The organism is Rhodohalobacter sp. SW132, assembly GCF_003390325.1.
Lineage (GTDB): Bacteria > Bacteroidota > Rhodothermia > Balneolales > Balneolaceae > SW132.
This window is the reverse complement of record NZ_QUOK01000003.1, coordinates 507932-534273: the sequence shown is the minus strand read 5'-3', so window position 1 is coordinate 534273 and position 26342 is coordinate 507932. Positions and strand designations below refer to the sequence as shown.

The window sequence follows — 26342 nt, the reverse complement described above, 5'->3', positions numbered from 1 at the left end:
GACCAAGATCGGAGTAAACCTAAACCAGATTGCAAAGCGACTTCACTTACAACACGCTAAGTTAAAAGCAAACGGAGAAGAGGAGGTTGACCTGTCCGAATACCCGGTAAAAGACATAAAAATCTTTCTGGATATTTTTAAGAATGTTGAGCACCATTTAGCAAATATGAAAAACCTGATTCAGGAGGTCGTCTAATGGTTGCAAAGATTTCACACGGTAAGGACTTTCGGGAACTCATTAACTACATCACTCAACCGGAGAAAGAGCAGTGGCGCGAAGGGCGCCACCTCTCTGACCTTGACCGAGAGACGGTGATTAACGAGATGGAGTTTATAGCAAGGCAAAGCCAGAGAGTACAGTCCCCGGCCTATCACGTGTCGGTGAGCTGGAGCAAAACAGACGATCCATCCAAAGAGCAGATGCTGGATGTTGCTGAACGAGTCGTCAAAGAGCTTGGCATGGAAAACAATCAAGCGCTGATTGTCGCTCATAAAGACACCGATCACACGCACATGCATATTGCCGTCAACCGGGTAGATCTGGATCACTTCAAAGCGGTGGATCGGTGGGGAGATCGCGACCGGCTGCGCAGCCTTCTAAAAGAAATAGAAATTGAAAAGGACTGGGAGCAGACGCCGTTAGAGGCTGAAGGTCCAACGCAGCTGAGCATAAACGAAAGGAAGCTCACCGTTCGGGTCAATGAGGCGCTGGCCGGTATTGGTATTGATGATCCAAACTACAAGACCGTTCGCGAGCGTGCATTGGAGCTGCGAAACGAGCTTGGCCGGCAATCCAATTGGAAATCCTTCGATGACACCCTGGCCGGTCAAGGTCTTTGGGTGGAAAGCAAGGGCGCGGGTATGGTTGTTACCGATGGAGCCATGAACATTAAAGCCAGTAGCGTAGGCCGAGATTTTAGCCGGGGTAAGTTGGAGAAAAAGTTTGGGAAGTCTCTGTCCGAGTATGAGGAGCATAGAGAGCTCATTGTGGACGTAAAGAAAGGTATTGGAGAGGTCAACAACTGGACAAATGCCATAGAACGAATCAAGTTGGAAGCAACGGAGACGGATCTGGAACGAAGCAAAAGGTTTATAGACGCTGAGCTGCGGAAGATTGATTACTACGATACACACCTGAAAAATCTGAAAGATCGGATTCAGGAGGGTTTTGAAAAAACGTTTGATGATCCGGATAAGGCGCAGCAAGAGTTGGCCAGGATCACAAAAATGGAAGGTTTGGAGGATGCCGGTGCAGAGTTAGTGTCGGCCCCAAGGAGATTTGGTAAAGTAAAATTGGAAGGGTGGATGCTTCAAAAGCTTGGGAATTATATATCAGAGATGAATCAAAAGTACAAGGAGTGGGAAACATACCTCGAAGAGAAGATTCGTAATCCGAAAGAACTGAGCCAAAAACGTAAAGAGCTTACGGAGAAGCAGAGCCATTTATCTAACGTCAAGCTGCCGGCCATCAGGCAGGTGTTACGGAAAAACATGAGGGAATCAGAGGCGGGCTATACCGTGAGCCGGGGCGCAGAGGAGGTGATTGCCGTAAGCCGGGCAATCACGTCCATCATGAAAAACTACCAGCCGCTTGCCAGAAAGGTGGCCGGACGTGGAGTGGCATCGTTCAAAAACGATTTGGCTAAACAGACGGAAGCCGGCAAGGCCCTGGTTCAGATAACCGACCAGTCGATGAAAGCGACTCGGGTGGTCCTGGGCATTGCTAACGCACTGAAATCCGGCGGCGCGTCACTTGCCCAAAGCGGGATTCTCCACGCCGTGCATCAACACCGGTACACTGCTATTCAAAAACAACTGGAGCGTGAACGTGAAGCCCAGCGCGGCGACTTTAGCCGGTAGCCGTCTGGAAATTTAAACGGGCAGGCAGTACATTGCCTGTCCCCTTTTTCTATTAAACATCATCTAAACAGACAAACTACGACTATGAGCTATTATCCAATCAAAGAAGATTATATCGGCGACCTGAGTGACCTGGAACCAAAACGCAACCTAACCGATACACTGGAGTTTTATGCGTACCTGGCTGCTGCGTTTGTGGTTGGGATTGGGATTGGGGTTGGGGTAGTTGGGTTTTAAATATATCAAATCGTCGAGGGATATGGCGATTGGTACCGTTTACGAATTACAATAGGTAATGCTGGATAGCCGATCGGGGACTAATGCTCATAGACAGCATCTTTTTTCTTTGCTGAACAATTAGGAACTGGATTCTCTTTTCGGTGCTCTTTTTTTCGTAGTTAATCCGGCATCTTGTAATTTTCTTCCAAGTTCATCATCTAAGGCCAGTTTTAAGATATCTTTGTCCAGTTCCAGGGGCACAAGTACCATAAAATAGTTTCCCATTGCTACACCGGGTTCACCCTTTTCGATTCTCCAGAGTGTGGATGTACCAATATCTGCTCGCTGCGAGACTTGCTCGACACTCAGTCTTCTTCGTAAACGAGCCAGTTTTAACTGTTCTCCGACCTGCTGAAGCATACGTTCGTGTTTTGGAAGTAAAAAAGGGCGTTTTTTATTCATAACATTTCATAAATGAAGTGAATTCTAGCCTATTTATACCAACTATTAAATATTATATCAGAGTGCTTGATGACACCTTACCCAAATAAATCTCTTAGGAGAACCTATTTCCTCCAAGACACGATATGTCGTATTTAGTATCTATTCAATGGTTATCATAGGTATTTGAAGCCTGAAAGGATGGCGAAATATCCAGCTTTTTAGTTAGAATATTGGATAAAGTTAAGGTACTCACAACTCCTTCTAGTTTGAAAAGCGGGTCTGCTATAAAGTTAAACAAGCTGATTTGAGGTACTTTCCATAGAGTCCATTCGATACATTAATCCAGAAACCACAAATAGAACAATAAATAAGCCGTTTACACCCAGAATTTCAGCTACAGAGCTTTCCGGAAGTTGATGTAAACCCGTAAACAGGGCTATTGCTGCAGTAACTGTCTGGGCTACAGCCATGGAAAACATAACCCATATCATACCCTTTGTTAGAAAGCGTGCAAAGAAAGCTCCAATGATACCGAGAGCAATTACACCGAAGTAGATCATATTAAACGGTTGGTTTTCCGAACCGATGATTCCAACGGCAAGGTTCGACCAAATCAGAAACAGGCCGGAGAATAGTGCAAATCCGGTTGCTATCTTGTACAGAGTGCTACGGTCGGTTCCGGCTGTCAGTATCCGTGTAACCAGGATGTAGGAGAAGCCGGTTCCAAAAAGCAGGAATCCCGCCAAAATAAAATCAGAAACCGTCCAATTCACTTCATTTGTAAACTGCATAGCAATCAAGGGTATTAGCAGAAACGTGGCTGTGGTAATGGTAAGTCCTACAACCGGACGAATAAGTGAATGTTCAGAATTCATAGATGTGCTCCATTATATTTAATTTATCTGGGATGTTTTTAGAAAAAAGGTGAAAAAGACTATCTGTTTTTTGATTATATGTCAAACATGCTTCTGTTACGAAGCCTTCGTCGACAAAGTAAATACCACACCGTACCGGCTACGATCATCAGAAGCGGAATTGCGCCAGGCTCATCTTCCACTATAATCATGTATACCATCATAGAGATGCCAATTATGACAAGAAGAAAAGGAATCAGTCTGTGGGCTATGGAGGATTTATTTTGGTTTTCATTCATAATTTAATTTTCATTTTGTTGAGTTTATGATGTCTTCCAACACCTTCAGGTGTTCGTCAAAAGCTGTTTTTCCATCCTTTGTCATAGAGTACTTGGTGTTGGGTTTGTTATCGATAAATGCTTTCTTTGATTCAACAAAACCCTCCTTTTCAAGTTTTTTGATATGGGTTGCCAGATTACCATCCGTCACATCCAGAAACTCCTTCAGAGATGTAAAATCGAGCGTATCATTCACGGCCAATGCCGACATGATTCCAAGTCGAACCCGGCTTTCGAATGCTTTATGAAGGTCGTCGAAGGATAGTTTCATAATGAGTCACCGCTCATACCTTTTATGCATATAGACTCCATACATGATATGAACCAAACCAAAACCAGCGACCCAGAATAGCAATCCGGCCTCCAGATGCCAGACATTCAGCAGACCCAATACGATTTGAATAATTCCCATTAACTTCACTTCATTCAATGTGAAGTTTCCTGCACTGACAAGTGATAGCCCATAAAATATCAGTGTGAAAGGTACAATCAGGCCAATAAGCTCTTTTGAAATAAGAATCAGGATCAATACTCCGCCGGTAACCAGCGGAATAGCCATGTTGACCAATAGACGTCTTGTGGTTGCATTCCAAACCTTCTCACCACTCGCGGTTGCTTTTTTACGTGAAAAATAGATAGCCGTAACCAGGGAGAACAGTAGTACGGACACTGCCAGAAGAATCACGTTCGTCAATTCCGGTACAGATTGATAGATTTCAACCGGATGGAAATTCAAAAAGGAGTAAGCGATCCAAGCACCTGCCAATGCATACAATCCCGCCATGATACCGGCCCAGCCGGAGAGGGATAAAAATCTGGACGACCGCTCCATCATAGACCGTATCTCAGCAATATCCCGAAGTGACTCATCTTTATTCATTTCACAAAGTACTTTTTATTTAAAAGTACTTAGAACAAATGAATGACTCAATATGTATATGAAAAATATCTCCATTTGATGTCCTCAAGTGACAACCGCACCATCGCGGTATATTGACACTGCTCAAATAAGCGTGGTGCCCTAATCATAAAGAGAATAATTTATTCTGAGGTGCTGAGCTATTCGATTTAACTTCATAGAGCTGAAGTTTCCCTTAAAACAGTCTCTTTCGAATAGCAGTAACAGATCACTCCAGTTTCATTTTCAAGTACCGCTTAATCTATTTCAGGAAAAAGACCGATAAAATATCAATTGATATCTTAAAAATATCTGACTGAATTAGCTTTTATTTAATACGTTATTTTTTTGAATTTTCGTTATATGTCAACCATCACATCGAAGCTACTTGGCCAAATCTTTAGGGGTGAAAGTATCAGATGAAAATTAAAAATACTAACTTCTTATTTGCTGAGAATCCTAATCCTATGTGGATCTTTGACCCCACAGATTTAACCATAAAAGAGGTCAATGATGCAGCCTGTGTTCTATACGGATACTCCAAGGAGGAATTTCTGGGATTAACGATCGCAGACCTTAGACCTGAGGATGAGGTTCCAAGGTTAATGAAGGAAGTTTCAAAGCGCATTGACTCTTTTAGCAATGCAGGCATTTGGACCCATCGTAAAAAGTGCGGGGAGCTGTTTTATGTTCGTGTACACTCGCATCCTATTTCAATGGAAGGCAAGAAGTTCAAATTGGTTGTGGCCTATGATGTGACAAACAAAATCCAATATCGGGAAGAGCTGGAAATGTTGTTGGATAATAGTCTGGATGGCATTATGCTCACCAGCCCTGAAGGTAGTATTTACAGAGCTAACAATGCGGCATGCCAGATACTAGGAATGTCTGAAGAGGAGGTTATAGGTTTAGGACGAGATGGGCTGGTCGATAAAGATGAAAAACTTCAAAAAGCTCTTCAAAGACGTGAAAAAACTGGGGAATTTTCAGGTGAGTTGACGTTCATCCACAGTTCTGGACAAAAAATACCAGTTGAATTGACATCATCTGTTTTCAAAAATCTCCAGGGACAGTCTCGAACCAGCATCATTTTCCGGGATATCACCCAGCGAAAACAGACTGAGCAGAAACTGAAGGATGTCATTGACCACAGCACCAATTTGTTTTATCGGCATGATGTAAATCATGTACTTACCTACGTGAGTCAGCAGTCAGAGGAATTTTTAGGATGCTCTCCGGAAAAAGCCATACAAAATTGGTCAGAGTTTATTACAGAGCACCCAGTTAATAAAAAAGGCATTAAACATACTCAAAAAGCTATTGAAACCGGTGAGACGCAACCTCCTTTTGAATTACAGTTAAAAAAAATAACCGGTGAAAAGATTTGGGTTCAGGTACATGAAGCACCAATTGTGGAAGATGGAAAGACCGTGGCTATTGTGGGTTCACTCACAGATATTACCCGGCAAAAAAAATACGAGAATCAATTACAAGAGAGCCTGGAGCGATACCATTACGCATCCAAAGCTACAAATGATGCTATTTATGAATGGGATATCAAAAATGATCAACACCACTTTGGAGAAGGATTCAAGGAAATATTTGGTCATAATACTGTTAAAGAGAGCATTTCACTTAAAGAGTACACCGATTTTGTTCATCCTGATGATCATCCTTCGGCTTTAAAATCCTTGAATAAAGCTCTAAAAGATCCATCTCAAGAGCATTGGCGTCACGAATACAGGTTCGAAAATTCTATTGGTGAGTATGCTCATGTCATAGAAAATGCACATATCATTCGCAATAATGAGGGTGTAGCTGTTCGCATGATTGGAGCTATCCGAGATGTCACAAAACAAAAAGAGTTAGAACAACTGCTTGATCAGGCATATTCAGTGGGTCGAATCGGGGTTTGGGAGTTAGACCTGAAAAATAATAACGTTTTTTGGTCAACAATAACCAAAGAATTACATGAAGTTGAACCGGATTATGAACCCGAATTAGAAACAGCCATTAATTTCTACAAGGAAGGAAAAAATAGGGCCCTCATTCAAGAAGCTGTTAGCTACGCGATTGAAAAAGGTGTACCGTGGGATGAGGAACTTCTGATTATCACCGCTAAAGGTAACGAACGATGGGTTCGAGCCAAAGGTGAACCTGAAGTGATAGAAGGCCAGTGTCGGCGAATATATGGAATCTTTCAGGATATCCATGAACGCAAAGAAGCCCATCTGAATATGCTGGATGCTCTGCAAGAACGTCAACGTATTTTGGAGCGCATAACCGAAGCCTTTTTTGCTGTAAATAAGGAATGGACAGTTACCTACTGGAATCATCAAGCGGAGAAAATGCTTGGTTTAACCCGCACAGATGCTTTAGGGAATAATCTGTGGAAATTATTTCCAGAAGCAAAGAAATTGGGTTTTTTCCAACAATACAAGAAAGCGCTTGAACAGCAAATACCTGTCAATTTTGAAGAGTATTACCCACCCCTAAACGCCTGGTTCGAAGTACACGGATACCCCTCTAAAGATGGTCTCAGTGTGTTTTTTCGAGATATTACTTCTCGAAAAAATAATCAAATTGAACTTAAACAAGCCTACAAAGAAAAAGAAACTATTCTCGAAAGTATTGATGACGGTTTTTTTGCTGTAAATAGAGATTGGATCGTTACATATTGGAATAATGCAGCCGAACGTAAGTTGGAAACACCCCGGGATATGATCTTGGGACAAAATTTATGGGAAGTGTTTGATGATGCGATTGATCTGCCCTCATACACTAATTACCACCGAGTGATGAACAAACGTATCTCCATAGATTTCGAAGATTATTATGCTCCTTTAGACCGATGGTATGATATTAGCGCTTATCCTTCTAAAGAAGGAATTTCAGTTTATTTCAAAGACATAACCCAACATAAGAAAAGTGAAGCTCAACTAAGGGAGTCCCTTAAAGAAAAGGAAACACTGCTCGCGGAGATCCATCACCGTGTGAAAAATAATTTAGCCGTTGTGTCCAGTTTGATGATGTTACAATCATTTCAAGAGGACGATGAATCACTAAAAGAGAAGTTGAACGATAGTGTAAGTCGTATAAAAACTATCGGAAATATCCATGAACTACTGTATAAATCGGAGAGCTTTTCGAAACTGAACCTTGATGAGAACATCAAAAAATTAGTCGATGATATAGCACTTACATATCAACCTGTCAGTTCAATTAATATCAATTTTAATGTGCAGAAAATAGAACTCAATATTAATCAGGCGATACCGGTTTCACTTATAGTAAATGAAGTTGTCACCAATATGTTTAAACATGCTTTTGTTGGAAAGGAAAAAGGAAATATATGGATATCGTTATCAGAAAAGAATGAGACAATTTACCTTGTATTATCAGATGACGGCATAGGATTACCGGTAGATTTAAATATTTCAAAGAATCCAAATTCCCTGGGTATGCAGTTGATAGATACTCTTGCTCAACAATTAGAAGGAGAATTTAAGTATGAGACTACAGATGGAAAAACAAATTTCAAACTGACATTTACTAAAAAAGAGGTTAAAGGCTCTGGTAGTAACCTTATGTAAAAGCATTGCATTATTGGGTAATCGAAAATATATAATTGAATACTATAGGCACCGGGGTGGGGAATACTCGTGACCCTCGACACTTGGTAAGAATTTAGAGAACAAAGACGATAGAGATATTATCATTAATTTAAATGCTTTCTTAAAAAATCATACCACAGATGAAGATTTCTTATTTGCTTCAGTTGCTTTAGAGCAAAAAGAAATCGAAAAAGAGCAACTATGGTTGGGGAAAGCTCTTAGTCCAACCTCACTGTTTGATGAAAACTATAATTATCTGTTTGTGAATTAAGAAGCAGTGACAATATACCCGCCACCCAGATTGTTGATGTCATTCGCAAATGCACACATGCTGTGGATTACACTTTCCGGGTTCCATCCGGATTTATATTCAATCCGGCCCGTTTCCACTACTTCGCCTTTGATCAGTTTTTCTATGTTAACGTGTAATGACATTCTTTTCAGCTCTGAATTTCAACATGTGTTTGATGTTTCAATAACTCCCCATGCTCCGGATGACACGTCATCACCAATACCTGCTGTTCTTTGGAAAACTCTTCAATCGCATTGGAAGCAAGCTCTCTTCGATCCGGGTCCATATCCACCATCGGATCGTCTAAGATGATAAATCCAGACTGATCCTGAAGAAAATGTTCAGTAAGAGCAAAGCGCCAGGCCAGCGCAACCGTATCTTTTGTTCCGTGTGATAGCAGGCTGTAAGTGAGCGGACGGCAATCATCAGTTGTAAATGTGGACGGCAAATCGCCATTCATCTGAATTTCTTCAAAACGGCCTTTAACCATCTTTTGTAGCCAGTTCAGGAAACTCTTTTCAAGGCCGCTGTAGGTATTTGCGTCCATTGACTCCAGCAGGTTTTGGGTGCGCTCCCGTACCCTGGCAAGGGTTTCGCCTTCTTTATGTATCCTTTCAAACTCTGATTCGGCCTCTTCCTTCATTTTTTCCAGCTCTTCGGAAGAGGTATCCGGTGCATCTTTTTCAAGATTGGCCTTCTCAATTTTTTTCTCGCTGATTTTTTGTTCTACATCTCGAATCTCCCGGTCCAGTGATTCTACCTTTTCGATAAATTCATCGGCTGATTCAAATCCTGAGGGTAGTTCCGGCAGCTCTTCAATCTCAGCCTTTAAATCTTTCATAAACTTTGAGGTCTCCGCCAGCTCCATAATCACATCCTCAACTGAATCATACTCTTTCTGCCATTCAGCGATCTGATCTTGAGCAGCTTCAGCGTCTTTCTTCAGGCCTTCAAATGCAGTCCGGGCATCAACAAGGTCATCGCTGATTTCACTTACTGATCTCACCTGGTCCAAATCGCCAAGCTCTTCCAGTTCGGTTTTTAATTTCTCAATATCATCATCACCCAGTTCAGATTGATACAGGCTTTCCACCTTGCTCAACTCTTGCTGGTTTTGACGGTAGAGTTCTGCCACTGACTCGGCACTTTGAAGGGAATCCACATTCAGCTTCTCAAGCTGATTCTTCAGTTCTTGCTCTTTTCCCGAAACGGTTTTTACGACCTCTTCAAGATCGCCTTCCCCGGAAAATACATCTATCTTTACCCCATCCATAGAAAGAGTAAATCCACCGGAGGCCTTCTTCTCAATCGTCTTACCCTGCCTAGCCTCAATCTTTTCTTCCGGATTCCCGGCCTCGGTGAATCCAAAGTTCTGTTCTGACTCTGCCTCAATACGCAACGTTAACCGAGCTCCTTCAATCCGGTTCTTCAGGTTGCTGATCTCATTTTTTAGCTTTCGTAATTCCTGTACATCGGACTGCTCAACTTTTTTAGCTTCTTCAACCTCTTTTTTTGCATCCCCCACCTTTACAGAGAGCTCTTCCAGCTTTTTGATTTTTGCCTTAAGCTGTTCGGCACGCTGCTTATTCTGAGCTTTCTTTTGCTCTATCTGAAGTTTCTCAATTTTATCCTGCTGCTCTTTCTTCTTTGGCTCCAGATTCTTGATTCGATCTTCTAAAACGGGCCATTTTTGGCTGATCTCAAGTAAGCTCTTTTTCTTCAGCTCCGCATTTTCTAACCGCTGCTCTTTATCCTTTCTTTGGCTGATTCCCTTCTTCAGCGGCTCCAGCTTCTCAAACTCTTCCTTCTTCTCTTTTTGGCGATTAACCAACTCGGAAAGCTGTTCATTCAGCTGATCCAGCTCATTTTCAAAACGCTTAGCTTCTTCAAGATCAAGCCGCAACTGTTCTTTCTGATAATACGCATCCAGTATTTTACCGGTACCCACTTTATAGGGATTGTTGATTCCACGGTTATTTTCGGGATAATCCTGGTCCCGATCCCACCGCTTAAAGTATTCGTCATATCTTGTATCCAGCAGCTCCCGAAAGCGATCGACAGACACTCCGCCGGTCTCCATTAAATTCTGCCGCAGTAGATCGCCCAGCTCTTTACGGACTTTATCTTCTTTCTCCATCTCACGAATCGTGTGATGCAGGCCGGATTGATCGGCCAGAAGAATAGTTTTCATCGTGGCCGGAGAGACCGGTAACAACTCCTCGATCTGTTTTTGAATCTCTTCTTCGTCTGTGATCTCCGTTCCGTCCGGCAGATGCAGGCTTGCACTGCCGTTCCGGGTTCCTTTCTTCCAGGTTTTAGCGATCCGGACTTCTGATTTTTGTTCATCTTCAAGTACAAGAGTAACCCGTATGGTATCTCCGCCCGAAACCGGAAAAAACAGGCCCATCGTATCATCGACCTGCTTAGCCGTCAAGGAAGTGGTCGTCAGAAGCCCATTCAAGATGGCATGAAACACGGTTGACTTCCCCGCTTCGTTCGGGCCAAGCAGTACGTTCAATCCATTTTCAAATTGAAACTCTTTGTCACGGATACCGGCAAAGGGGTGGAGTTTAATGGATTTCAATTTCATCCCTTCACCTCCCGGATCAGTTCATAGGCCATCTGCAGTTCGTCTTCATTCTCTTCCGGTATAGACGAGAGTAGCTGTTCTGGAAAGGAGCCTTCGGCAAACTCTTTTCGGATCTGCTCTTCAGTGACTTTTCTCTTCAGGCCCGAATCATCCAGCTTCAGCTCCATGACAGCATCCCGGATTTGATGCCGTTTATCCAGCCATTGATCGTACAAATCCGGGTCCAGCCGACCGGATACCGATAGCTTCACCACGCTCTTTTGGTACTCCTTTTTTTGAAATTCCTCCAGCAGCTTCTCAAGGTCATTTTGCCGGTTTAACGTCCGTTCAACTCGCAAAAAACGGTAGCTTCCGGTACTTAAGATTTCGGTTTGTATGGATTTCTTTTCATCGATGGTGTGCAAAAATGCTCGCCCTTCATGACTGCAGTCAAATCCATCCGGTTCCGGTGTGCCCGGATTGAAAACTATATCTCTTTTACCTGGCTTATCAGGAAACGTGATATGTGTATGTCCTAATAACCAGATATCCAAACCTGACTCCTCAAGCCCACGTTTCGTCATAGGGAAATATCGTTCATCAAAATCCGGTGATTCACCTTTAATACTTCCATGAGCAATACCGATATGCATATTACCGGAAACTTTATCTACGTCGATCACCCATCCGGTGGTGTTCTCAGCAGAGTGTTTGGCATGGCAGGGAGCCGGATATACAACAGCATTTAATTCATATTCACTCAAATCCACAGTCTCTTTTTCGTCCAGAACCAACACATGGTCTCTGGCCTCTTTTTTGAACCGGTCCCAAAGCTGACTATCGGCAGTGATGTAGTCGTGATTGCCGGGCAGTACTAATACCACATTCCCTTCAAACCGGTTGATCGCCTGTACCGCCTGCTGAATCTCGGACACTTTCATGCTCGTTTTATCAAACAGGTCACCGGCGATGGCAAGAATCTCTGCATCCTTTTCATTCGCCACATCAATCAGCCTTTTGAGGGTTTCATATCGGGCTTGTACCAGTGTTTCCTGGGCTTCGGGGTGAGTTCGAAAATGAAGGCCAAGATGAAAATCAGCAGTGTGAAATATTTTCAGGTTTTTATTATGTCCCATTAATTAGAAGACTTTTTATTCTTAATCTTATCATATTTCTTTTCAATAGCTTCATTTAATTTATCAACATGCCCTGAAACCTGCGATCTAATATCCTTTCCACCCATTTTTTCATTCGCCTTATAAACATAACCTATAAAGTTCGAAATGCCTTCCCCACGAATACCTTTGTGAGTAAATCTTTTATATAATTTCCGTTTGCTAACCTTTGAACTTCTGGATTTTTTACCAAATGTCTTCTTAACTGTCAAACGAACGTTATTTCGCATTTTACGATAATATCTCGAAATGCTTGATGAACGAACTAAAGTTCTTGATCCATCAAAAGTAAAACCGAGGTACTGAAGGCATTTTTCATTCTCTTCCTGATCAAAACTTTTCAATACCCCGTTACTTACTTTAAAGATCCTAATACATTCTTTCTCTTCTTTGCTTTCAAGATTAAACTTGTTTACTAATTCGTAAAAATAATTTCTGGCACTTGCTAAATCTCCAACATCAACTACTATTAAAATGTCGTCAGAGTAACGTCGATACAATCCATTTTTTCTATCAATCAAATTGCACATCTCTTGATCAAATTCAAGCATATAAATATTTGATAATACAGCACTCATTGGAGATCCTTGAGGAATTCCAAACTTATTTAGATTCGTATGGACTAAACCTTTGGCCCGAACATTTTCTCGAAATTCCTTTGGATTACAAATTCTATATGAATGATTACTAGAGATGCGCTTAGAAAACTCAGTATCTAAATCATTCTTCAAAACAAAAGAAAACTTTGTGAGCGTTTTAAAAATATTGTAGTGGTCTTCCGGCAAGCTGCCTTTTTCTAATACTTTACACCACGCTTTTTTTAAAATTTTATGATCCAAATTGTCAAAGAATCCGGTTATATCAAACGCGATTGCAACACACTCACCTTTATTTTTTATGTAATCAAAAGCTTCCTTGGCAAAATCAACGTTATTCTTACCAAGCTTACGATAAGCAGTAACAGAATCAGAAATATTCTGCTCACTAATTAATTCTTCATACTTGCGATCTAACAGGATTGAATAATATGAATAAACAAGGGAGTCAAAATGAGAAGCATAATAGATTTCTCGCTCTTTTGCATCCATTTCTCTTTCATTGTTTTGTCTATTAATTACTTTATATCGGGGAGTTTGAATTACTTGTTTAATGAAAGGATAAAACGATTTGCTTGAAACTTTATCCGGATCAGATAAAAATTTCTTTAGAGAATTGGCGAAAGAATTGAAATTAATTTTCCGATCAAAGTGAAGGTATCTTCTCTTGCCTTCAGGAATTCCTCCACTATTGGTTTCTTTATCTATAAATCTATACCAATCGGTTCTATTCATAACTACCCCTCTTTAAAATAGCAAAGCCAGAGACTTAGGATTGCGTTGTCCATATAAGCCTCTGGCGCACGACTGAAGGGAATTACACCCCACTTTTCAAGCCAGTTTTGAGCTGACCTTAACGCATATAACTTTCGTATATTAAACGCTATGAATATGATCACAGCTATACTATCAGTCATCATTGAACTCCCACTGAAAGGAGACTTTGAACAAACAGGAACGTTCCTGGTTGCTTCAAAGTTGACTTTCAAGCTAAACTGCTTTCCTTACAATCTACATTGTAAGCGTTAAAAAATATATAAATTATTAAATACTTCGAAATCAATTTTGGTAATTACTCTCCTGGCAAGCTAGAGCATTGCTATATGGGACAACATCTCATCCCCTAATAGATATCTGTGCGTATTCATATCAAACTACATCCAAGTTAGCTATCTAACCATTCTACAAAAGCTTGTATAGTATCTGGCTCAGAGACATAGTCTAGACATCTTTCTGATTGATTAATTTTGGAAATAAATTTATTAAGCGCATTCCCATTTTTTGATTCAATTCCCAATGGTATTTCTACAGCACCTGATTTCCATACCCATATATTCTTCTTAATTAATTTATCATGAAGTTTTTCAATATGAGGTTTTAATTTTTCCTGTTCTGCTAACTTTTGATAAGCTTCCTCGGCAGAGGTGTTATTATCTGAATTTTTTTTAGGGAGCCCTGCATCACATAACTTAATTTCCAATTCATCTTTAAACTCTTGAAATAGCTCTTTACACGCTTCAATATCCTCATCACCTTCATCCAGGTATCCATCATTTACAGCACGTTGAAAGCAAAAATCTAAATCGACAACTGATTTTACATTAAACTTCATCTCCTCCAAAATCTCTTTTGATTTTCTTATATCACTACTTCCTCGCAGTGGTATAAATGCTATTTGTGAAGCATTTTGAGTGGATTCTGTAACTGATTCATGAACCAATGGAATTGTATGTTTTTCTGTCTTCCCCTCCATAAGTAGAATTTTTTCAGAAAAAAGAATATGGCTTGAATTACCAAGATCAAATAGTAGATCTGCTTGTGAACCATGATCTTCAATTTTCTCTTCAACTGATTCCTTAATGCTCTTAAGTCGGTAAGTGCCATTGTTATTTTTCCTAATTAATATAGCTTGCGGAATATCATTTTTGCTCAACATCATTGGTGAGTGTGTAGCAATAATTACTTGATAACCTTCGCTACTTAATTCCTTAAAAGCTTTTCTTAATCGCCAAATTGCCTGTGGATGAAGGAATAATTCTGGTTCCTCAATTAAAAGTAATGTTCTCCCTATACCTTCCGAATCTTTAGTAGTCTCAGCCAATAATCGAATCAAAGCCATTTGAATTGACCTTTGAGCACCATGCCCTAAAGAATCAAAATCTCTTAATACATTTGCTCCATCCTCTTTGATTTTAACTGTACCTGACTTAAACAGTTCTTTGATTTCAGGTGTTGGAATATGAACATTAATTTCGACACCTGGGAAAAAATCTCCAATCATTTTGTTAGCTTCTTGGTCAAATTCTTCTAGCTCGTCAGCTCTTTTTTCACCATCCGCTTCAAACCTATCTCTTAGTCCACCAAGAACTTTATTTATTTCATCTTCTCTTTTTTCTTCAATTGGTTTTAAAATTTCAGCAATTAATTTACCAATCGTTGTTGTGCTTTTACTTTTTGAAATATCTTCTGTCGCATCATCCATGGCCGGAATCTGTATAGGTTCTGGAAATAAATAGCTGATTGCATTATCTATACCAGTTGGATTATCATCCCAAGCATCTTCTGATTCATCTTCTTCATCAAAATTACGTAAGAACAAGTCTCTTAGACCTTTTTTCCCGCCAGGTTCACTTTGAGTTCTCTTAAACAAAATTTTACCACCATTTACATATTTCTCAATGCGTTCTTTATGCTTTTTATCCAATCGACCAAGAATCTCTCCACTAATGCCTTCAATCATTCCCTCAATTTCAATTGGTTTTTCACTGTCATTAAAGCAATCAACATCAAGACCGGAAGGATTTAAAAACCAATTAATTGCCTCAAGTATATTTGATTTACCAGCATTATTATACCCAATCATAACAGCATAATTAGGAAATTTAACAGTCGTCTCCTTGCACGACTTATAATTTCTGATAGTTACTTTACTCAGCTTGTGCATTTTTTCTATTTTTTGATTTAGTTTTCTATAAATAAAATGTCTTTTAACGTCATTGATCTTAGAAAAACTACTTCTATTCCTCTGCAATCTCGATTTCAATTAGGTCAACAGAATTCTTACTACGATTGTATTTCAAGGATGGCCTGCCATCATCCAATCTGGTTAACTCCGCTTTGGTTTTGTGAGTGTCAATAATTTCGAATACACGAAACAAGTCTTCTTTTTTTATGATTGATTCACTTTCAGTAGTTACAACTACATGAGTTTTTGGGTCATATTTTTCTAATTGCTTGATCAATTCGCCTACATTCATAATTCTATTTCTTTTTAATTGTTATCTGTTATCTCAAAAACCCCATCAATCTCGCTCATCAACCTATCCGTCTCCAGCAACACCACGATAATCTTCTGGTAATGCTGTATCTCTTCCATACTTAGCGTACGTCCGCGGCGGTCTTTGAGCCATTTTTCGGCGGGCTGGTAGCCACCGATGTAGAAGTTCCAGGCTTTGATGGGGACGGTGCCGAAATACTGCTCATCATTGATCTGAACTTTGCCCAGTTTCTCTCCGGGATAGCGGTGATCGTCCGGGGTGGAGTGATTATCGTGGTCTTTGTCGTAGGGGATGAAACCTGGATCATTTTTGGTGAGGCGGTTGGTAATTTTGTTGCAGCCCGTCTTGGGATAAGTGGTGATGAAGTCGTTCACCACTGGGTGCTCCATCAAATGTACCTGCCGCAGCTTACTGCCCAGTTCCACCAATTTCCAGAAGGTTTTGGGATCATTGGGATAGGGTACGCGCGGAAAGTCGATTTTCAGAAACTCTTTGTAAGTCTTCCGATAGGTTGGTGAATGGAGAATAGCGTAGATGTAATCCAACAGGTCGATCGGAGCGAAGGTGTCTTCTGTATCTTCTTTTTCAGTTGTGAAGGTTAAACCAAGACCGTCCGCAAGCTTTTTGACGGTTTTTGGATTAAGATTGGGGTTTCGCTCGGGAGTACCATCGAGGGTTTGTTGGTTATAATTTTGATAAATATATAAAGGAAATCCAGTAACTCTATCTACTATAGACACTGCATCTTTGCTGTAGATAAAATTGGTAACAAATATACATCCCGATTCTGATGCTCTTGTTTGTCTAAGGGTCAACAATGCAATGTTATCTTGATGAAGATTACTAAGAACCTCAATCTGTGGTCTTCTTAAGATTTTTGAATGATATGTAAATTTGATATTGAAGGGAGAGCTAAGACATGGTTTAATTCGATTTGATTTAAAACCTTCCTGTAGGGATTCTTTACGCAACTCTCCAAAACGCCAACCACTTGTGGTTTTTATCTTATAAGTGGCTTCAATTTCATTATCACTGATTTCATCATTTAGCAATGAATTTTGGATGAATTTCTTTAACTCTACATTACTTATAGATACTAAATGTTCTTTTGAACCGAATTCAATCCCAAGCGAGTTTTGTTTGAAAACATCCTTCAAGCTCATCCATGTGTTATAACTACTTCCCAACTCAAAATCTTTAGGCACAAAAAAATTATAAGGTTTAGTTATAGCTATTTCTTTCCAAGTTATATCGGTAATTTTCGACTCTGAGAGAAATTTATATTTTGATGAACGACTTCCTAAAAGATCTTGATGGTAAAGTTTACTGGTTGAATCTTTTTTTCCATCCTTTATGAAAATATTTATGCTTACTCCCTGTTGAATATCAAAAACATTATCATCTTTTTTCCCAAATTTAGTGGTTTCTTTCTTTTTTGAATCTCCATGAAGATCCAAAATAAAAATCTTGTCAAATGTATTACTGAGTTGTTCTCTCATTTTTCGATGCACTAACCCATCTATAAAACTATTATTTGATATAAATGCTAATATCCCATCTCCGTTTTTCTCAATAAAGTGTTGACCAAATCGAATAAATTTTATGTAATCGTCAGATAGTGAGTTAATACTTTTTTCCTTTAAATCCTTCTTATAATCTTTGATCAAGTTGGTGATCCAATCACCTTTATTGCTACTGCTAACAGAATAAGGTGGATTTCCCATCACAACCATCACCGGCGTATCTCGTTTGATATGGTTGGCTTCATTCGCTTCACTGCTCAGCCAACCGGCAAATAGAGTACCGGTATCGGGGTGGTGCTCTTCTAGGGAGTTGGTTAGGTAAACCCGGAACCGCTGGTCGCTTTCACGGTCGTAGCCGGTCTCTTTCAGCAGCAGGTCCAGCTTCAGGTGAGCCATCGCGTAGCTGGCCATCAGGATCTCAAACCCGTTCAGACGGGGAATCAGATGGTTCTCCACGTAGTCGGGCCAGATGCCCTGCTGCCCCTCAAATTTTCCGTGGATTTGCTTTATCACTTCTGACAAAAACGTACCGGTTCCGGCAGCTGGGTCTAAAATCTGTACTTTGTGGACTTGCCTTTCTTCTTCCACCTCTTTGTTCTTAAATCTTCCATCATGAGTAGGCACCTTCACCTTCACTTTGGTTTTGGATGTGTCGGCCAGGCCGTCTTTCAGCCCAAATTCATCTTTCAGAATATCATCCACAGCACGCACAATGAAGTTCACCACCGGTTCCGGCGTGTACCAAACACCGCGGCTTTTGCGAAGTTTGGGATCGAACTCCGCCAGGAAGGTTTCATAGAAGTGAATGATCGGATCGGTCTGCTGGGTGGACTTCCCGAAATTGGTGAGCAGAGCATTTACATCTGTGGCTTGGAAGATCTCAGCCAGGGCATCCACCACCCAGTCGATTCGTGTATCAAGGTCGTAACCCGCAATGTATTGGAAAAGCTTTCGCAGAAACGGGTTGGTTTTGGGAATCAGACGGGCGGCCTCCTGCCGGGAAAAGGTGTCGAGTGATGTATCATGCAGCCTGGCGGCAAACATTCCGTAGGCAATCGTCTGCGCATAGATATCGGCAAACTCTTTGGCGTTAATGTCGTGAATTAGCACGTTCTGAAAAGCGGCAAGCTGCTCGCGTAGCGTGGTGTTGGCGGGTTCATTCACCCTGTCGGATGCACCTTCATTGGCATTCAGTGCTTTTTCAATAATAGAAGAAAGCAGCCGCGCCTTTCCGGCCATCATTTTTGACAGTTTCGAAGCTGACTTGATGGTCTGCAAGGAGTGTGTGGCAAAATCGTTGATCATCTGCCGGAATTTATCTTCAGCTTCCGACACCGCACGAATGGAACCCCCAGCCAATTCAGCAATTCGGACAGATGTCACATACTCCCCATCCCTGTAGAAATGGAAGTCGAGGTAGTCGGTAAAGATCAGGTTGGGCAGGGACTCCTTATACCGGTTAAACTGCTCTTTGTGTTTGGTGCCTGTCAGCGGTTCACCAATATCCTTTGCCTCCATATAGCCAACTGGAATATCTTTGTGTGTCAGAATAAAATCCGGAGCACCGCAGGCAATCCTTGCCGGTTCGTTGGTCACCAGCACATTTTTCAGCATTCCTTCAAGCAAATTCTGCAAATCCCCGCGGTAGGTATGCTCCCTTGAAATTCCTGTTTTATAGCGCTTATTGATGTTCTTGATGTACTCCGAAATGGTCATGTAGCTGAATGTATTTTATTTAAGCCGTTAGGGAATGTAATAAAAGAAAATCTACACTTCACAGAGAATAGGATTTTTTCAGTCAGTCACATATCTGTTTCACAAACTCCCAAAATGAAACCACCATCCCCGGATTCAAATTCTGATCCGGAAATCCCATTTTTCTCCATTCATCCAATATAAACTCTTCGTTTACATTGGGCTTTCTGCCACCGCCTCCGGCTTTTGGGTAGTCTCTTGACGGAAGATTCAAGTTCACATCTCCACAGTTCACTTTGAATAACACACAGATTTTTTTGCCCTCTCTGCGCCGTGCATTCACCTGGTCTGTAATCCACCGGGCGTCTATATCTCCATCTCTTCGATCTGCGGTACCAATTTTTATAGCAATCATATCCATTCCTCTGATTTTATTTAATGATTACACTTAAAATAGAGTCGATAGTGACTACACTGTGTCAGGGTAAGTAAATTAAGTTCTTCCAGGTCCGGAGATAAGAGAGTTCGATTTATTAATAAAACCGGGTTGAATTGAGTATTACAATTTTCAATGAAACAGCATGGACTATCCCGGAATTAAATGAGTTCTCTGGAAAAATAGCCGAGTACAATTTGTATGCACAAGGATACGATGGGATATAAAGAGATATGGCAGAGAAGTTATGAGCTGTTCCCACTGGGTTAATTTAAGAGGGGTGACCACTTCAAAATCATTCCATTCTTTGTGACATTATGCTGTCAGAGCCTTAGAGTTATTTGAGAGTAAATCCTCAACTAAAAGACCCTCTCAACCAGGAATGCAGAAAATTAACCCTCCATTGAATGTCCTCTCAGTCTTCAAAAGCGTACACTCAGAAAAGCTTCCTTACAAGATTACGCCGTACCGATTTATGATGCAAAATGGTGAATCTTTCAAGATCTCCAAGGTTCGGCACTATCACAGGGATCGGAAGGGCAGGGGAGAGCACTTTCATTTTGTGGTAGAAGCGGGTGACGGCAGGTATTTCAGAATACTATTTGATACCAATACATTTACCTGGAGGTTGATACAGGAGGTGGAAATGGGAAAAAGTGTGGGAGTTAATGAGTTGTCAAAGGAATACTAATTTCAAGAAAACAGATGAACGTTTATATTTTTCAGTAATAACAATTGTGCGTATAAATGTTTGGAATTAAAATTATATTTGATTAGCCATTTTACGGTGCTAAATTCTTGAAATCAATTGTTTGGCGCAAGATTAAATCAACGGAGGTACAATCTGTGGAAAAGGATATCAAGAAAGAATTTCTAAATGATACTACATCTTCAAAAATACCATCAGATAGATCAGAGGAGTTTATTACACCAGGTAAGAATTCGTCTTATGATGACTACATTGATGTGAAATTTCGTAGACTGTCACAGTGGGCATCTGTAGGTGGGACTGGAATTGCAAGCATATTCTTTTTCTCCTTTTTAGTATGGCACGTATTAAATCCAGGCCCTGCAAATGGTTGGTTGGTACGTATCATTCAAGACCAATATGCTGCAACAGTTGGCGTCCCTTTATCAGCCATAACGGCATTTTGTATCGTTACAGTGTTGAATGTAATCAACAAAGGTGATATTGAATTCAGCTTTTTGGGCCTAACCTTTAAGGGTGCTTCAGGGCCGGTTATTCTGTGGGTAATTTGTTTTCTTGCTTTAATTTTGGGTTTCAGTGTCCTTTGGGAAAATTAATGTGTTTTATGTTACAACTTGCGCTGCAAAATGGGTAGATGAAACTGATTCTATAATCCATCATCAATGCTTATTGAACTCGTATTTTGATGGATTGTTGGGGTGCAAGTATCTGGTTCAGGACGATATTTAGAAGATTAAAATCGGTTTCTTATAAAGGGATAGAGTTTTTAGCTTTGGTTTCTTATCATCCTTAAATATCAATTGAACACAGTCTACAATATATCGATCTACTCATGATTATTTATTTGTTATTAATAGAGATGGAGATATACGAACATTCTCAGAATAGCTAAAAATAATCTTCTCCGACTGTCGATTTGAGATAGTAAGTGGTAAGCTCAATAATGAACATCATATCTCACTTACGAGCTTATCCAAGCTTTCAAATTTTTTAAAAGGGTACAGAAAGAAGAGTGGCATTGGGTTTTCCATCACCCTGGATTTATCTGCTCCGGCAGGCAGGGGGGTGAACAGTTTGGTAGAAAATGAATGGGTTTGCTTAAATCGTTTTTTTCACTTCAGGAAGGAAAGAGTAAGTCATTCAGAATAACGTTTTTCCAACTCTTGAACTTCTCTATCAAATTGATCGCCAGGAATTGCTTTTACCTTGCCTTCCTCAAATTCATCAAGACGTCGCCGGGCTTCTTCAGCCCAGGTTTTTTCAATTTCAGGATCGGAGGTGTTCATATCTTGGAGGATTTGATTAAGTATATCTACCCGTTGTTCGACCGGCAGATCGTTGATTTCCGCAATGATATCTTTTGTTGTCATGAGTTTAATTTAATTGATTTCCGATTAGGTACATAAGATAATGGGAAACCATATTTGTGGTACCATATCGATTGCATATAACCCCAACACTTAGTTTCGAGTGATGGATTCGAGGCGCTGCATGGCCTGCTCACCAGGAATCATTTTGACTTCCCCCTGAGTCCACCTCCATTGCACGACGTTCAACTTCATCCATCCAGACTTGTTCTACGTCTGGATCTGGCTGGTGGAGGGTTTGCAATATCTGATCAACGTTCTCTACCTGCTGATTAAACGGTAAGTTGGAGATGATGGATAAAATCTGTTTTGTGTTCATAGACACAAATTTAATAATAATTCTTTCGATTTATGGTGATAACTCATGAAAATTCATAGTAATCAGGCGTTGCTGGATGATGTGCTGAACATCAACCTTTCCAGAATTGAACCGAAATTAGATGAAGCGTTACGGATAGTTTCCAAGCAGAGCATCTCATTCCCAGCCTGCCGTTGCAGATAAATCCACATAGATGCAGTCTCTAATGGAAAAGAAATTGATTGGATCGATGAAAGTTCAATACAGTGAATTGCAGTCAACATGCTCATACTTTCGAATTAGATCTGTTTACAGACTTAGTTATTGGAGCAGATGAATACTCTAATCGAATGGATTGAGACTAGTTTCACTCTTAAAAAGTGACGCAGTGATATTTAATATTTTACTTCTTTGTAATCCTTCTCTCCGGAAAACCTTTACACACAATAAAAACCTCTAACTCTATAAAAGTTAGTGGTATACTTTCGTGTATGAGTCCCCTGAGACAATGGCCCATATCATAAACCGGACCTATTTTATCTCCAATATTTACTTTCACTTTCCTGATTTGAAATGCTGCCAGGCCGTTACAGCTAACGTAAGGACGGTTATCGGTATCACAAACCAGATCATTACCGAACTGAAACCCGGTAGCGCATCGTGGTGAGTCGCGGCCAATATCAGATATAGTGAATATGCGGTATAGTATCCCAAAAAGAGGATGCCTTCACCGCGGCTGATGATTCCGCCGGTAAAAAATATGGGCAGGCAAGCCAGTGCCACGGCAATCATTACCGGAATATCAAACCTAATCATAGATTGTGAAATGTCAAGGCCACCGTAGGCAAACATAGCCGAAATGCCCAGCACACCCAGAATATTAAAAATATTACTACCCACAACATTACCTACAGCGATCTCGCGCTCACCTCGAAGAGCGGCCATAATGGATGTTACCACTTCCGGCATGGATGTACCTGCCGCAACAATCGTTAAACCGATAATGACTTCACTTAGTCCAGCCAAACGTGCAATTTCTACAGCACCATCCAGAAACCAGTTGGAACCCGCCAACAGTAATCCAAGTCCCCCGGCAGCCATGCTACTATTCAGAAGCCACCCCTTCTTTTTGGCAGGAATCTCATCTGCCTCAACAGGTTCAGGTTCAATCTTTCTTCGGCTCTCCCAAATCAAAATTGTTGTGTAGATAATGAGTCCGACTGACAACACAATTCCTTCCACCCGGCTCAGTACTCCATTCAATGATAAAAGCAATAAAACAACCGAAAGAATGATCATAAAGGGTACATCCAGTCGGAGAAGTTTTTTGGAGACAGATAGCGGAAGTATCAAAGCCGAAATACCAAGGATAAACAGGATATTGAAAATGTTGCTGCCGACTACCGTGCCAAATGTAATGCCCTCTTTGCCTGCCAAAGATGACTCTATCCCCACAACGAGTTCGGGAGTACTGGTTCCAAATGCGACAACCGTCAGCCCGACAACCAATGGTGAAATCCGGAAATTGAGGGCAATACCTGATGCCCCTTTCACCAGCAGTTCAGCACCGGCAATTAGTAGTGCAAGGCCTATTATAATAAGGATGATGGTCATTAACGTGAACGTTTAACTAGGGCTTCCTCAAAAAGTCGAAGTTCAAACAGATTAAAAATTCTAGTTTTAATAACAGGGGCTCAGAAACATAAAAATTGACGTTTGTGGGACTTTAAGTCATTGCCATATGATCATATGTTCAACTATCACGTCTATTTCGTCTTAAATTGACTCTCCAATGACAGGAAGTTTGCACATTATGGTGTTTTTCCTTGCATAATTTTATATATATATCCGTAATATCATGGTAGCCAATAAACTAAGACAACCTGATGAAGCCCTTAAATATAGAGTAAAAAATGAAGGGGAAATAGCAGGACAAAATATGGTAATGTCGTCAAAGACACCGAGAATACAGTGGTCAAATTAAAAGAGTTTAATCATCATCGTATTACTAGCAGCTTGTTAAGAATGACAAGTGTATTCCAGTTCTTTCAATACATGCAACATTTGTGATTCCGAGACATAATATCCAGATGTTCCAGACCCGGATATCAGATTCTCAGTTTTAAGTTCAACACAAATTGGCATTAATACTCCTCTTAGGATACCCGTTGTTTTTTTTATCTCAAGTATATCAACTATTTCAGGATACTCGAATTTCATCATTGTGGAGACCTTACGCCCTAAAAGATAGGTGAGAATCTTATTTCTGGCGTTTAATTCATTAAATTTACTGTGAAGAATTAGCAGTCCGTCTTTGGAATATATGCCTATGTAGCACTTCAAAACACAAACCAGTTTATTCATATCTAGTTCAATTTCATCAACTAGCAATTTCCGCAGTGGTTCATCCCAATTATGTTTATTTGATTGCTCTTTCATTTTCTTGGGTTATTTTCTGATAGCATTATTTGAATTTAAATTATTAGAAAACTCTAACGAAATCAATCCGTATAAATACGTAATAATTCAACTGCCGCATACACTTACGAAATTATGCGATCAATTGTCATCTAAAGTAAGTATGAAACTTTTTACAGGGAGGGGTATAACCAATATAAGGGGCAAATTTCTAATCGACTTGATTCAACTAGCGATCGCTAATAAGGATATCAGAATCGGAGGTATGGATTGATTATTTATTGATGGAGATGGAGATGGAGTTTATCATTGAATGAACATTTTGTTAACATTAAAATCCATTATCAAGCTTCTGTAAATATTCTTCTACTCGCCTATTTTAATTTCGTTTAATGATTCGAAACCCACTTCGCTTTTGTTACTTATTACTTACCGATGTGCAAAAATATTTAGTAGAGCTGTTTAAATTTGGGCGTTAAAATGGGAGGTCAGGAAAAGAGTCTGCTCTCATACCTTAGAAGCCCTATTTTAAGCGGGGATATGGTTGTTTTAGACCGCCAGATCAAAGGATTGTACATTGTTAAATTGTAAACTGGTCTTCATTGTTGCAGGCAGTTGCTGGAAGGACTTCATCCGGTAAACTCAATATCTTACCGAAATAAAAAAGCCACTCGTAGAGAGTGGCTTTGATAGATAATCTAATGAATTTTTAGTTCTGCTTAATCAGCCCTGTGTAGCTTCAAGAGCTGTCTGAAGTCTCGTCATCAGTTCCTGATCCTGCTGTGCACCCATCATAATTGCCTGGTACCGCTGAACATTCAGACCATTCTCTTCAATTTTTTCAACTATCTTTTCTTCTGCTTTCATTTGAAGGTCAGTGAGATCGGGTTGAATGTTTTGAATCTGCTCGCGCTCTTCATCAGATATTTCTACCTGATCAGCCATTTGTGGATTCTGCATTGCCATCATCAGTTGTTGGAATCTTTCCATGGAAATATTCTTTTCTTCAACAAGCTTCTGTACATCTGTTTGAAGTTCAATTTGAATAGGCTCAATCTCAGAGATTGTGGTTACAAATTGATTCAGCTCTTCATCACTTACGTCTTCAGATGTGGGGACATCCGGCATTTGAGGTTGCTGTTGTTGACCCATTCCTTGTGCAAACGCGGATGAGAAAGCAAATGTAACTGCTACGAGCAATAGACTCGTTATTTTAAAAATTTTCATTGAACTATTTTTTTAATTGAAATTATGGTTGTGAAAACCCAGGGATTGCAAAGTTATTGCCTTCCGATTACACTTAAAGCAAAATCTCCCTTTTTTGTTCCAATCACAAACAGGAAGCTGTAGTCGAAGATTATTAAAAAAGACTTTACAGAATCATGGATTTTGTTTTCGGCTAAGGTGTGAGGGGGAAGGTTGCATAGTTGATGATAATGTGTACTGCATGACCACTCAAATGTAGAAACTCCAAAGCCATTCGTCTGAGTTTATGACTTTATCTTAAAGCTGCAAAGACACTTCCCAGCTAAGGTGCGTATTTCAGCCGTGTGTAATCCATCCTCGATTTATGTATTTTGTTTTCAAGTTGAAAAGCGCTAACCTTAAGATTGCCTAATCACTCAGTAATGAGTGAGCGGAGGACCCAATTATTTGGGGTGAATTCTGAGCAATCAGTTAGGGCGAGTTCTCTCAGCCCGAACCCGACAGCTAACTTCGCAGGCTTCGAGAGAAGACAAAGGACCTTTCTTTATGTAGC

24 protein-coding genes and 1 riboswitch are annotated in these 26342 nt (G+C 40.3%); of the genes, 6 read left to right on the top strand and 18 right to left on the bottom strand.

From position 1 onward, the window contains the following. The 3 genes from mobC to DYD21_RS21030 all read left to right on the top strand — a co-directional run. Nucleotides 1-196, top strand: a 196-nt coding sequence (gene mobC / locus DYD21_RS09025; protein WP_116035502.1) for a plasmid mobilization relaxosome protein MobC, incomplete at its 5' end; no start/stop codon positions are given. Continuing rightward, a complete protein-coding gene (locus DYD21_RS09020) occupies nt 196-1860 on the top strand; it encodes a relaxase/mobilization nuclease domain-containing protein (RefSeq protein WP_116035499.1) in 1665 nt (554 codons plus the stop codon). The genes mobC and DYD21_RS09020, both read left to right, overlap by 1 nt. 84 nt (nt 1861-1944) lie before the next feature. Then, nucleotides 1945-2097 (top strand): hypothetical protein, encoded by a 153-nt coding sequence (locus DYD21_RS21030; protein ID WP_158551474.1) that lies wholly within the window; start codon nt 1945-1947, stop codon nt 2095-2097. Nucleotides 2098-2217: 120 nt separating this feature from the next. On the opposite strand, the gene DYD21_RS09015 is transcribed toward DYD21_RS21030, so the two are convergent. From DYD21_RS09015 to DYD21_RS08995, 5 genes are all read right to left on the bottom strand, one after another. Continuing rightward, the gene (locus DYD21_RS09015) at nt 2218-2541 is read right to left on the bottom strand and encodes a helix-turn-helix domain-containing protein (RefSeq protein WP_116035497.1); all 324 of its coding nucleotides are present in this window, start codon (nt 2539-2541) and stop codon (nt 2218-2220) included. Between the two features lie 272 nt (nt 2542-2813). Further along, entirely contained in the window at nt 2814-3398 is a 585-nt protein-coding gene (locus tag DYD21_RS09010; RefSeq protein ID WP_116035495.1) for a hypothetical protein, read from the bottom strand. Nucleotides 3399-3472: 74 nt separating this feature from the next. Next, nucleotides 3473-3676 (bottom strand): PEP-CTERM sorting domain-containing protein, encoded by a 204-nt coding sequence (locus tag DYD21_RS09005; RefSeq protein ID WP_116035492.1) that lies wholly within the window; start codon nt 3674-3676, stop codon nt 3473-3475. A gap of 10 nt (nt 3677-3686) precedes the next feature. After that, complete coding sequence (locus DYD21_RS09000) at nt 3687-3986, bottom strand: transcriptional regulator (protein WP_116035490.1); 300 nt, start codon at nt 3984-3986, stop codon at nt 3687-3689. Between the two features lie 6 nt (nt 3987-3992). Further along, nucleotides 3993-4595 (bottom strand): hypothetical protein, encoded by a 603-nt coding sequence (locus tag DYD21_RS08995; RefSeq protein ID WP_116035487.1) that lies wholly within the window; start codon nt 4593-4595, stop codon nt 3993-3995. 437 nt (nt 4596-5032) lie between these two features. On the opposite strand from DYD21_RS08995, the gene DYD21_RS08990 reads away from it, so the two are divergent. Next, on the top strand, nt 5033-8206 hold the full coding sequence (locus DYD21_RS08990) for a PAS domain S-box protein (RefSeq protein WP_116035484.1): 3174 nt from the start codon (nt 5033-5035) through the stop codon (nt 8204-8206). Nucleotides 8207-8494: 288 nt separating this feature from the next. On the opposite strand, the gene DYD21_RS21025 is transcribed toward DYD21_RS08990, so the two are convergent. The 8 genes from DYD21_RS21025 to DYD21_RS08950 all read right to left on the bottom strand — a co-directional run bounded on the left by DYD21_RS21025 (nt 8495) and on the right by DYD21_RS08950 (nt 19770). Continuing rightward, entirely contained in the window at nt 8495-8662 is a 168-nt protein-coding gene (locus DYD21_RS21025) for a helix-turn-helix domain-containing protein (protein WP_158551472.1), read from the bottom strand. 5 nt (nt 8663-8667) lie between these two features. Continuing rightward, nucleotides 8668-11109, bottom strand: coding sequence for an AAA family ATPase (locus DYD21_RS08985; protein ID WP_116035482.1), 2442 nt, complete (start codon nt 11107-11109; stop codon nt 8668-8670). Beyond that, nucleotides 11106-12224: a DNA repair exonuclease gene (locus DYD21_RS08980; protein WP_116035480.1), complete on the bottom strand. Its 1119-nt coding sequence runs from the start codon at nt 12222-12224 to the stop codon at nt 11106-11108. Before DYD21_RS08980 ends, DYD21_RS08985 begins: the two co-directional genes overlap by 4 nt. Beyond that, entirely contained in the window at nt 12224-13594 is a 1371-nt protein-coding gene (gene drt2, locus DYD21_RS08975; RefSeq protein WP_116035478.1) for an antiviral reverse transcriptase Drt2, read from the bottom strand. Before drt2 ends, DYD21_RS08980 begins: the two co-directional genes overlap by 1 nt. A gap of 430 nt (nt 13595-14024) precedes the next feature. After that, nucleotides 14025-15890, bottom strand: a complete 1866-nt coding sequence (locus DYD21_RS08965) for an ATP-binding protein (RefSeq protein ID WP_116035473.1) — start codon at nt 15888-15890, stop codon at nt 14025-14027. Continuing rightward, nucleotides 15877-16116: a hypothetical protein gene (locus tag DYD21_RS08960; RefSeq protein ID WP_116035470.1), complete on the bottom strand. Its 240-nt coding sequence runs from the start codon at nt 16114-16116 to the stop codon at nt 15877-15879. Before DYD21_RS08960 ends, DYD21_RS08965 begins: the two co-directional genes overlap by 14 nt. Nucleotides 16117-16130: 14 nt before the next feature. Beyond that, complete coding sequence (locus tag DYD21_RS08955; RefSeq protein ID WP_116035467.1) at nt 16131-19376, bottom strand: type ISP restriction/modification enzyme; 3246 nt, start codon at nt 19374-19376, stop codon at nt 16131-16133. A gap of 82 nt (nt 19377-19458) precedes the next feature. Beyond that, nucleotides 19459-19770, bottom strand: coding sequence for a hypothetical protein (locus DYD21_RS08950; RefSeq protein WP_147303542.1), 312 nt, complete (start codon nt 19768-19770; stop codon nt 19459-19461). 403 nt (nt 19771-20173) lie between these two features. On the opposite strand from DYD21_RS08950, the gene DYD21_RS08945 reads away from it, so the two are divergent. Continuing rightward, entirely contained in the window at nt 20174-20482 is a 309-nt protein-coding gene (locus DYD21_RS08945; RefSeq protein ID WP_116035462.1) for a hypothetical protein, read from the top strand. 155 nt (nt 20483-20637) lie between these two features. Then, complete coding sequence (locus DYD21_RS08940) at nt 20638-21096, top strand: hypothetical protein (RefSeq protein ID WP_147303541.1); 459 nt, start codon at nt 20638-20640, stop codon at nt 21094-21096. Between the two features lie 540 nt (nt 21097-21636). Here the strand turns inward: DYD21_RS08940 and DYD21_RS08935 are convergent. The 5 genes from DYD21_RS08935 to DYD21_RS08915 form a co-directional block, all read right to left on the bottom strand. Next, nucleotides 21637-21870 (bottom strand): addiction module protein, encoded by a 234-nt coding sequence (locus DYD21_RS08935; RefSeq protein ID WP_116035457.1) that lies wholly within the window; start codon nt 21868-21870, stop codon nt 21637-21639. A gap of 130 nt (nt 21871-22000) precedes the next feature. Continuing rightward, nucleotides 22001-22186, bottom strand: coding sequence for an addiction module protein (locus DYD21_RS08930; protein ID WP_116035454.1), 186 nt, complete (start codon nt 22184-22186; stop codon nt 22001-22003). A gap of 534 nt (nt 22187-22720) precedes the next feature. Continuing rightward, nucleotides 22721-23779 (bottom strand): calcium/sodium antiporter, encoded by a 1059-nt coding sequence (locus DYD21_RS08925; protein WP_116035452.1) that lies wholly within the window; start codon nt 23777-23779, stop codon nt 22721-22723. Nucleotides 23780-24184: 405 nt separating this feature from the next. After that, entirely contained in the window at nt 24185-24604 is a 420-nt protein-coding gene (locus tag DYD21_RS08920; protein ID WP_116035450.1) for a hypothetical protein, read from the bottom strand. A 702-nt stretch (nt 24605-25306) separates the two neighbouring features. Further along, nucleotides 25307-25810 carry a DUF4168 domain-containing protein gene (locus tag DYD21_RS08915; RefSeq protein WP_116035447.1) on the bottom strand — a complete coding sequence of 168 codons (504 nt, stop codon included), beginning with the start codon at nt 25808-25810 and terminating at the stop codon, nt 25307-25309. Between the two features lie 374 nt (nt 25811-26184). After that, nucleotides 26185-26322, top strand: a riboswitch (cyclic di-AMP (ydaO/yuaA leader). Nucleotides 26323-26342 lie beyond the last annotated feature (20 nt).

Bases quoted from the DNA above. Each gene is read 5' to 3' on its own strand.
- DYD21_RS09020 (WP_116035499.1), top strand. From the start codon at position 196: ATGGTTGCAAAGATTTCACACGGTAAGGACTTTCGGGAACTCATTAAC.
- DYD21_RS21030 (WP_158551474.1), top strand. From the start codon at position 1,945: ATGAGCTATTATCCAATCAAAGAAGATTATATCGGCGACCTGAGTGAC.
- DYD21_RS09015 (WP_116035497.1), bottom strand. From the start codon at position 2,541: ATGAATAAAAAACGCCCTTTTTTACTTCCAAAACACGAACGTATGCTT.
- DYD21_RS09010 (WP_116035495.1), bottom strand. From the start codon at position 3,398: ATGAATTCTGAACATTCACTTATTCGTCCGGTTGTAGGACTTACCATT.
- DYD21_RS09005 (WP_116035492.1), bottom strand. From the start codon at position 3,676: ATGAATGAAAACCAAAATAAATCCTCCATAGCCCACAGACTGATTCCT.
- DYD21_RS09000 (WP_116035490.1), bottom strand. From the start codon at position 3,986: ATGAAACTATCCTTCGACGACCTTCATAAAGCATTCGAAAGCCGGGTT.
- DYD21_RS08995 (WP_116035487.1), bottom strand. From the start codon at position 4,595: ATGAATAAAGATGAGTCACTTCGGGATATTGCTGAGATACGGTCTATG.
- DYD21_RS08990 (WP_116035484.1), top strand. From the start codon at position 5,033: ATGAAAATTAAAAATACTAACTTCTTATTTGCTGAGAATCCTAATCCT.
- DYD21_RS21025 (WP_158551472.1), bottom strand. From the start codon at position 8,662: ATGTCATTACACGTTAACATAGAAAAACTGATCAAAGGCGAAGTAGTG.
- DYD21_RS08985 (WP_116035482.1), bottom strand. From the start codon at position 11,109: ATGAAATTGAAATCCATTAAACTCCACCCCTTTGCCGGTATCCGTGAC.
- DYD21_RS08980 (WP_116035480.1), bottom strand. From the start codon at position 12,224: ATGGGACATAATAAAAACCTGAAAATATTTCACACTGCTGATTTTCAT.
- drt2 (WP_116035478.1), bottom strand. From the start codon at position 13,594: ATGAATAGAACCGATTGGTATAGATTTATAGATAAAGAAACCAATAGT.
- DYD21_RS08960 (WP_116035470.1), bottom strand. From the start codon at position 16,116: ATGAATGTAGGCGAATTGATCAAGCAATTAGAAAAATATGACCCAAAA.
- DYD21_RS08955 (WP_116035467.1), bottom strand. From the start codon at position 19,376: ATGACCATTTCGGAGTACATCAAGAACATCAATAAGCGCTATAAAACA.
- DYD21_RS08950 (WP_147303542.1), bottom strand. From the start codon at position 19,770: ATGATTGCTATAAAAATTGGTACCGCAGATCGAAGAGATGGAGATATA.
- DYD21_RS08945 (WP_116035462.1), top strand. From the start codon at position 20,174: ATGCAGAAAATTAACCCTCCATTGAATGTCCTCTCAGTCTTCAAAAGC.
- DYD21_RS08935 (WP_116035457.1), bottom strand. From the start codon at position 21,870: ATGACAACAAAAGATATCATTGCGGAAATCAACGATCTGCCGGTCGAA.
- DYD21_RS08930 (WP_116035454.1), bottom strand. From the start codon at position 22,186: ATGAACACAAAACAGATTTTATCCATCATCTCCAACTTACCGTTTAAT.
- DYD21_RS08925 (WP_116035452.1), bottom strand. From the start codon at position 23,779: ATGACCATCATCCTTATTATAATAGGCCTTGCACTACTAATTGCCGGT.
- DYD21_RS08920 (WP_116035450.1), bottom strand. From the start codon at position 24,604: ATGAAAGAGCAATCAAATAAACATAATTGGGATGAACCACTGCGGAAA.
- DYD21_RS08915 (WP_116035447.1), bottom strand. From the start codon at position 25,810: ATGAAAATTTTTAAAATAACGAGTCTATTGCTCGTAGCAGTTACATTT.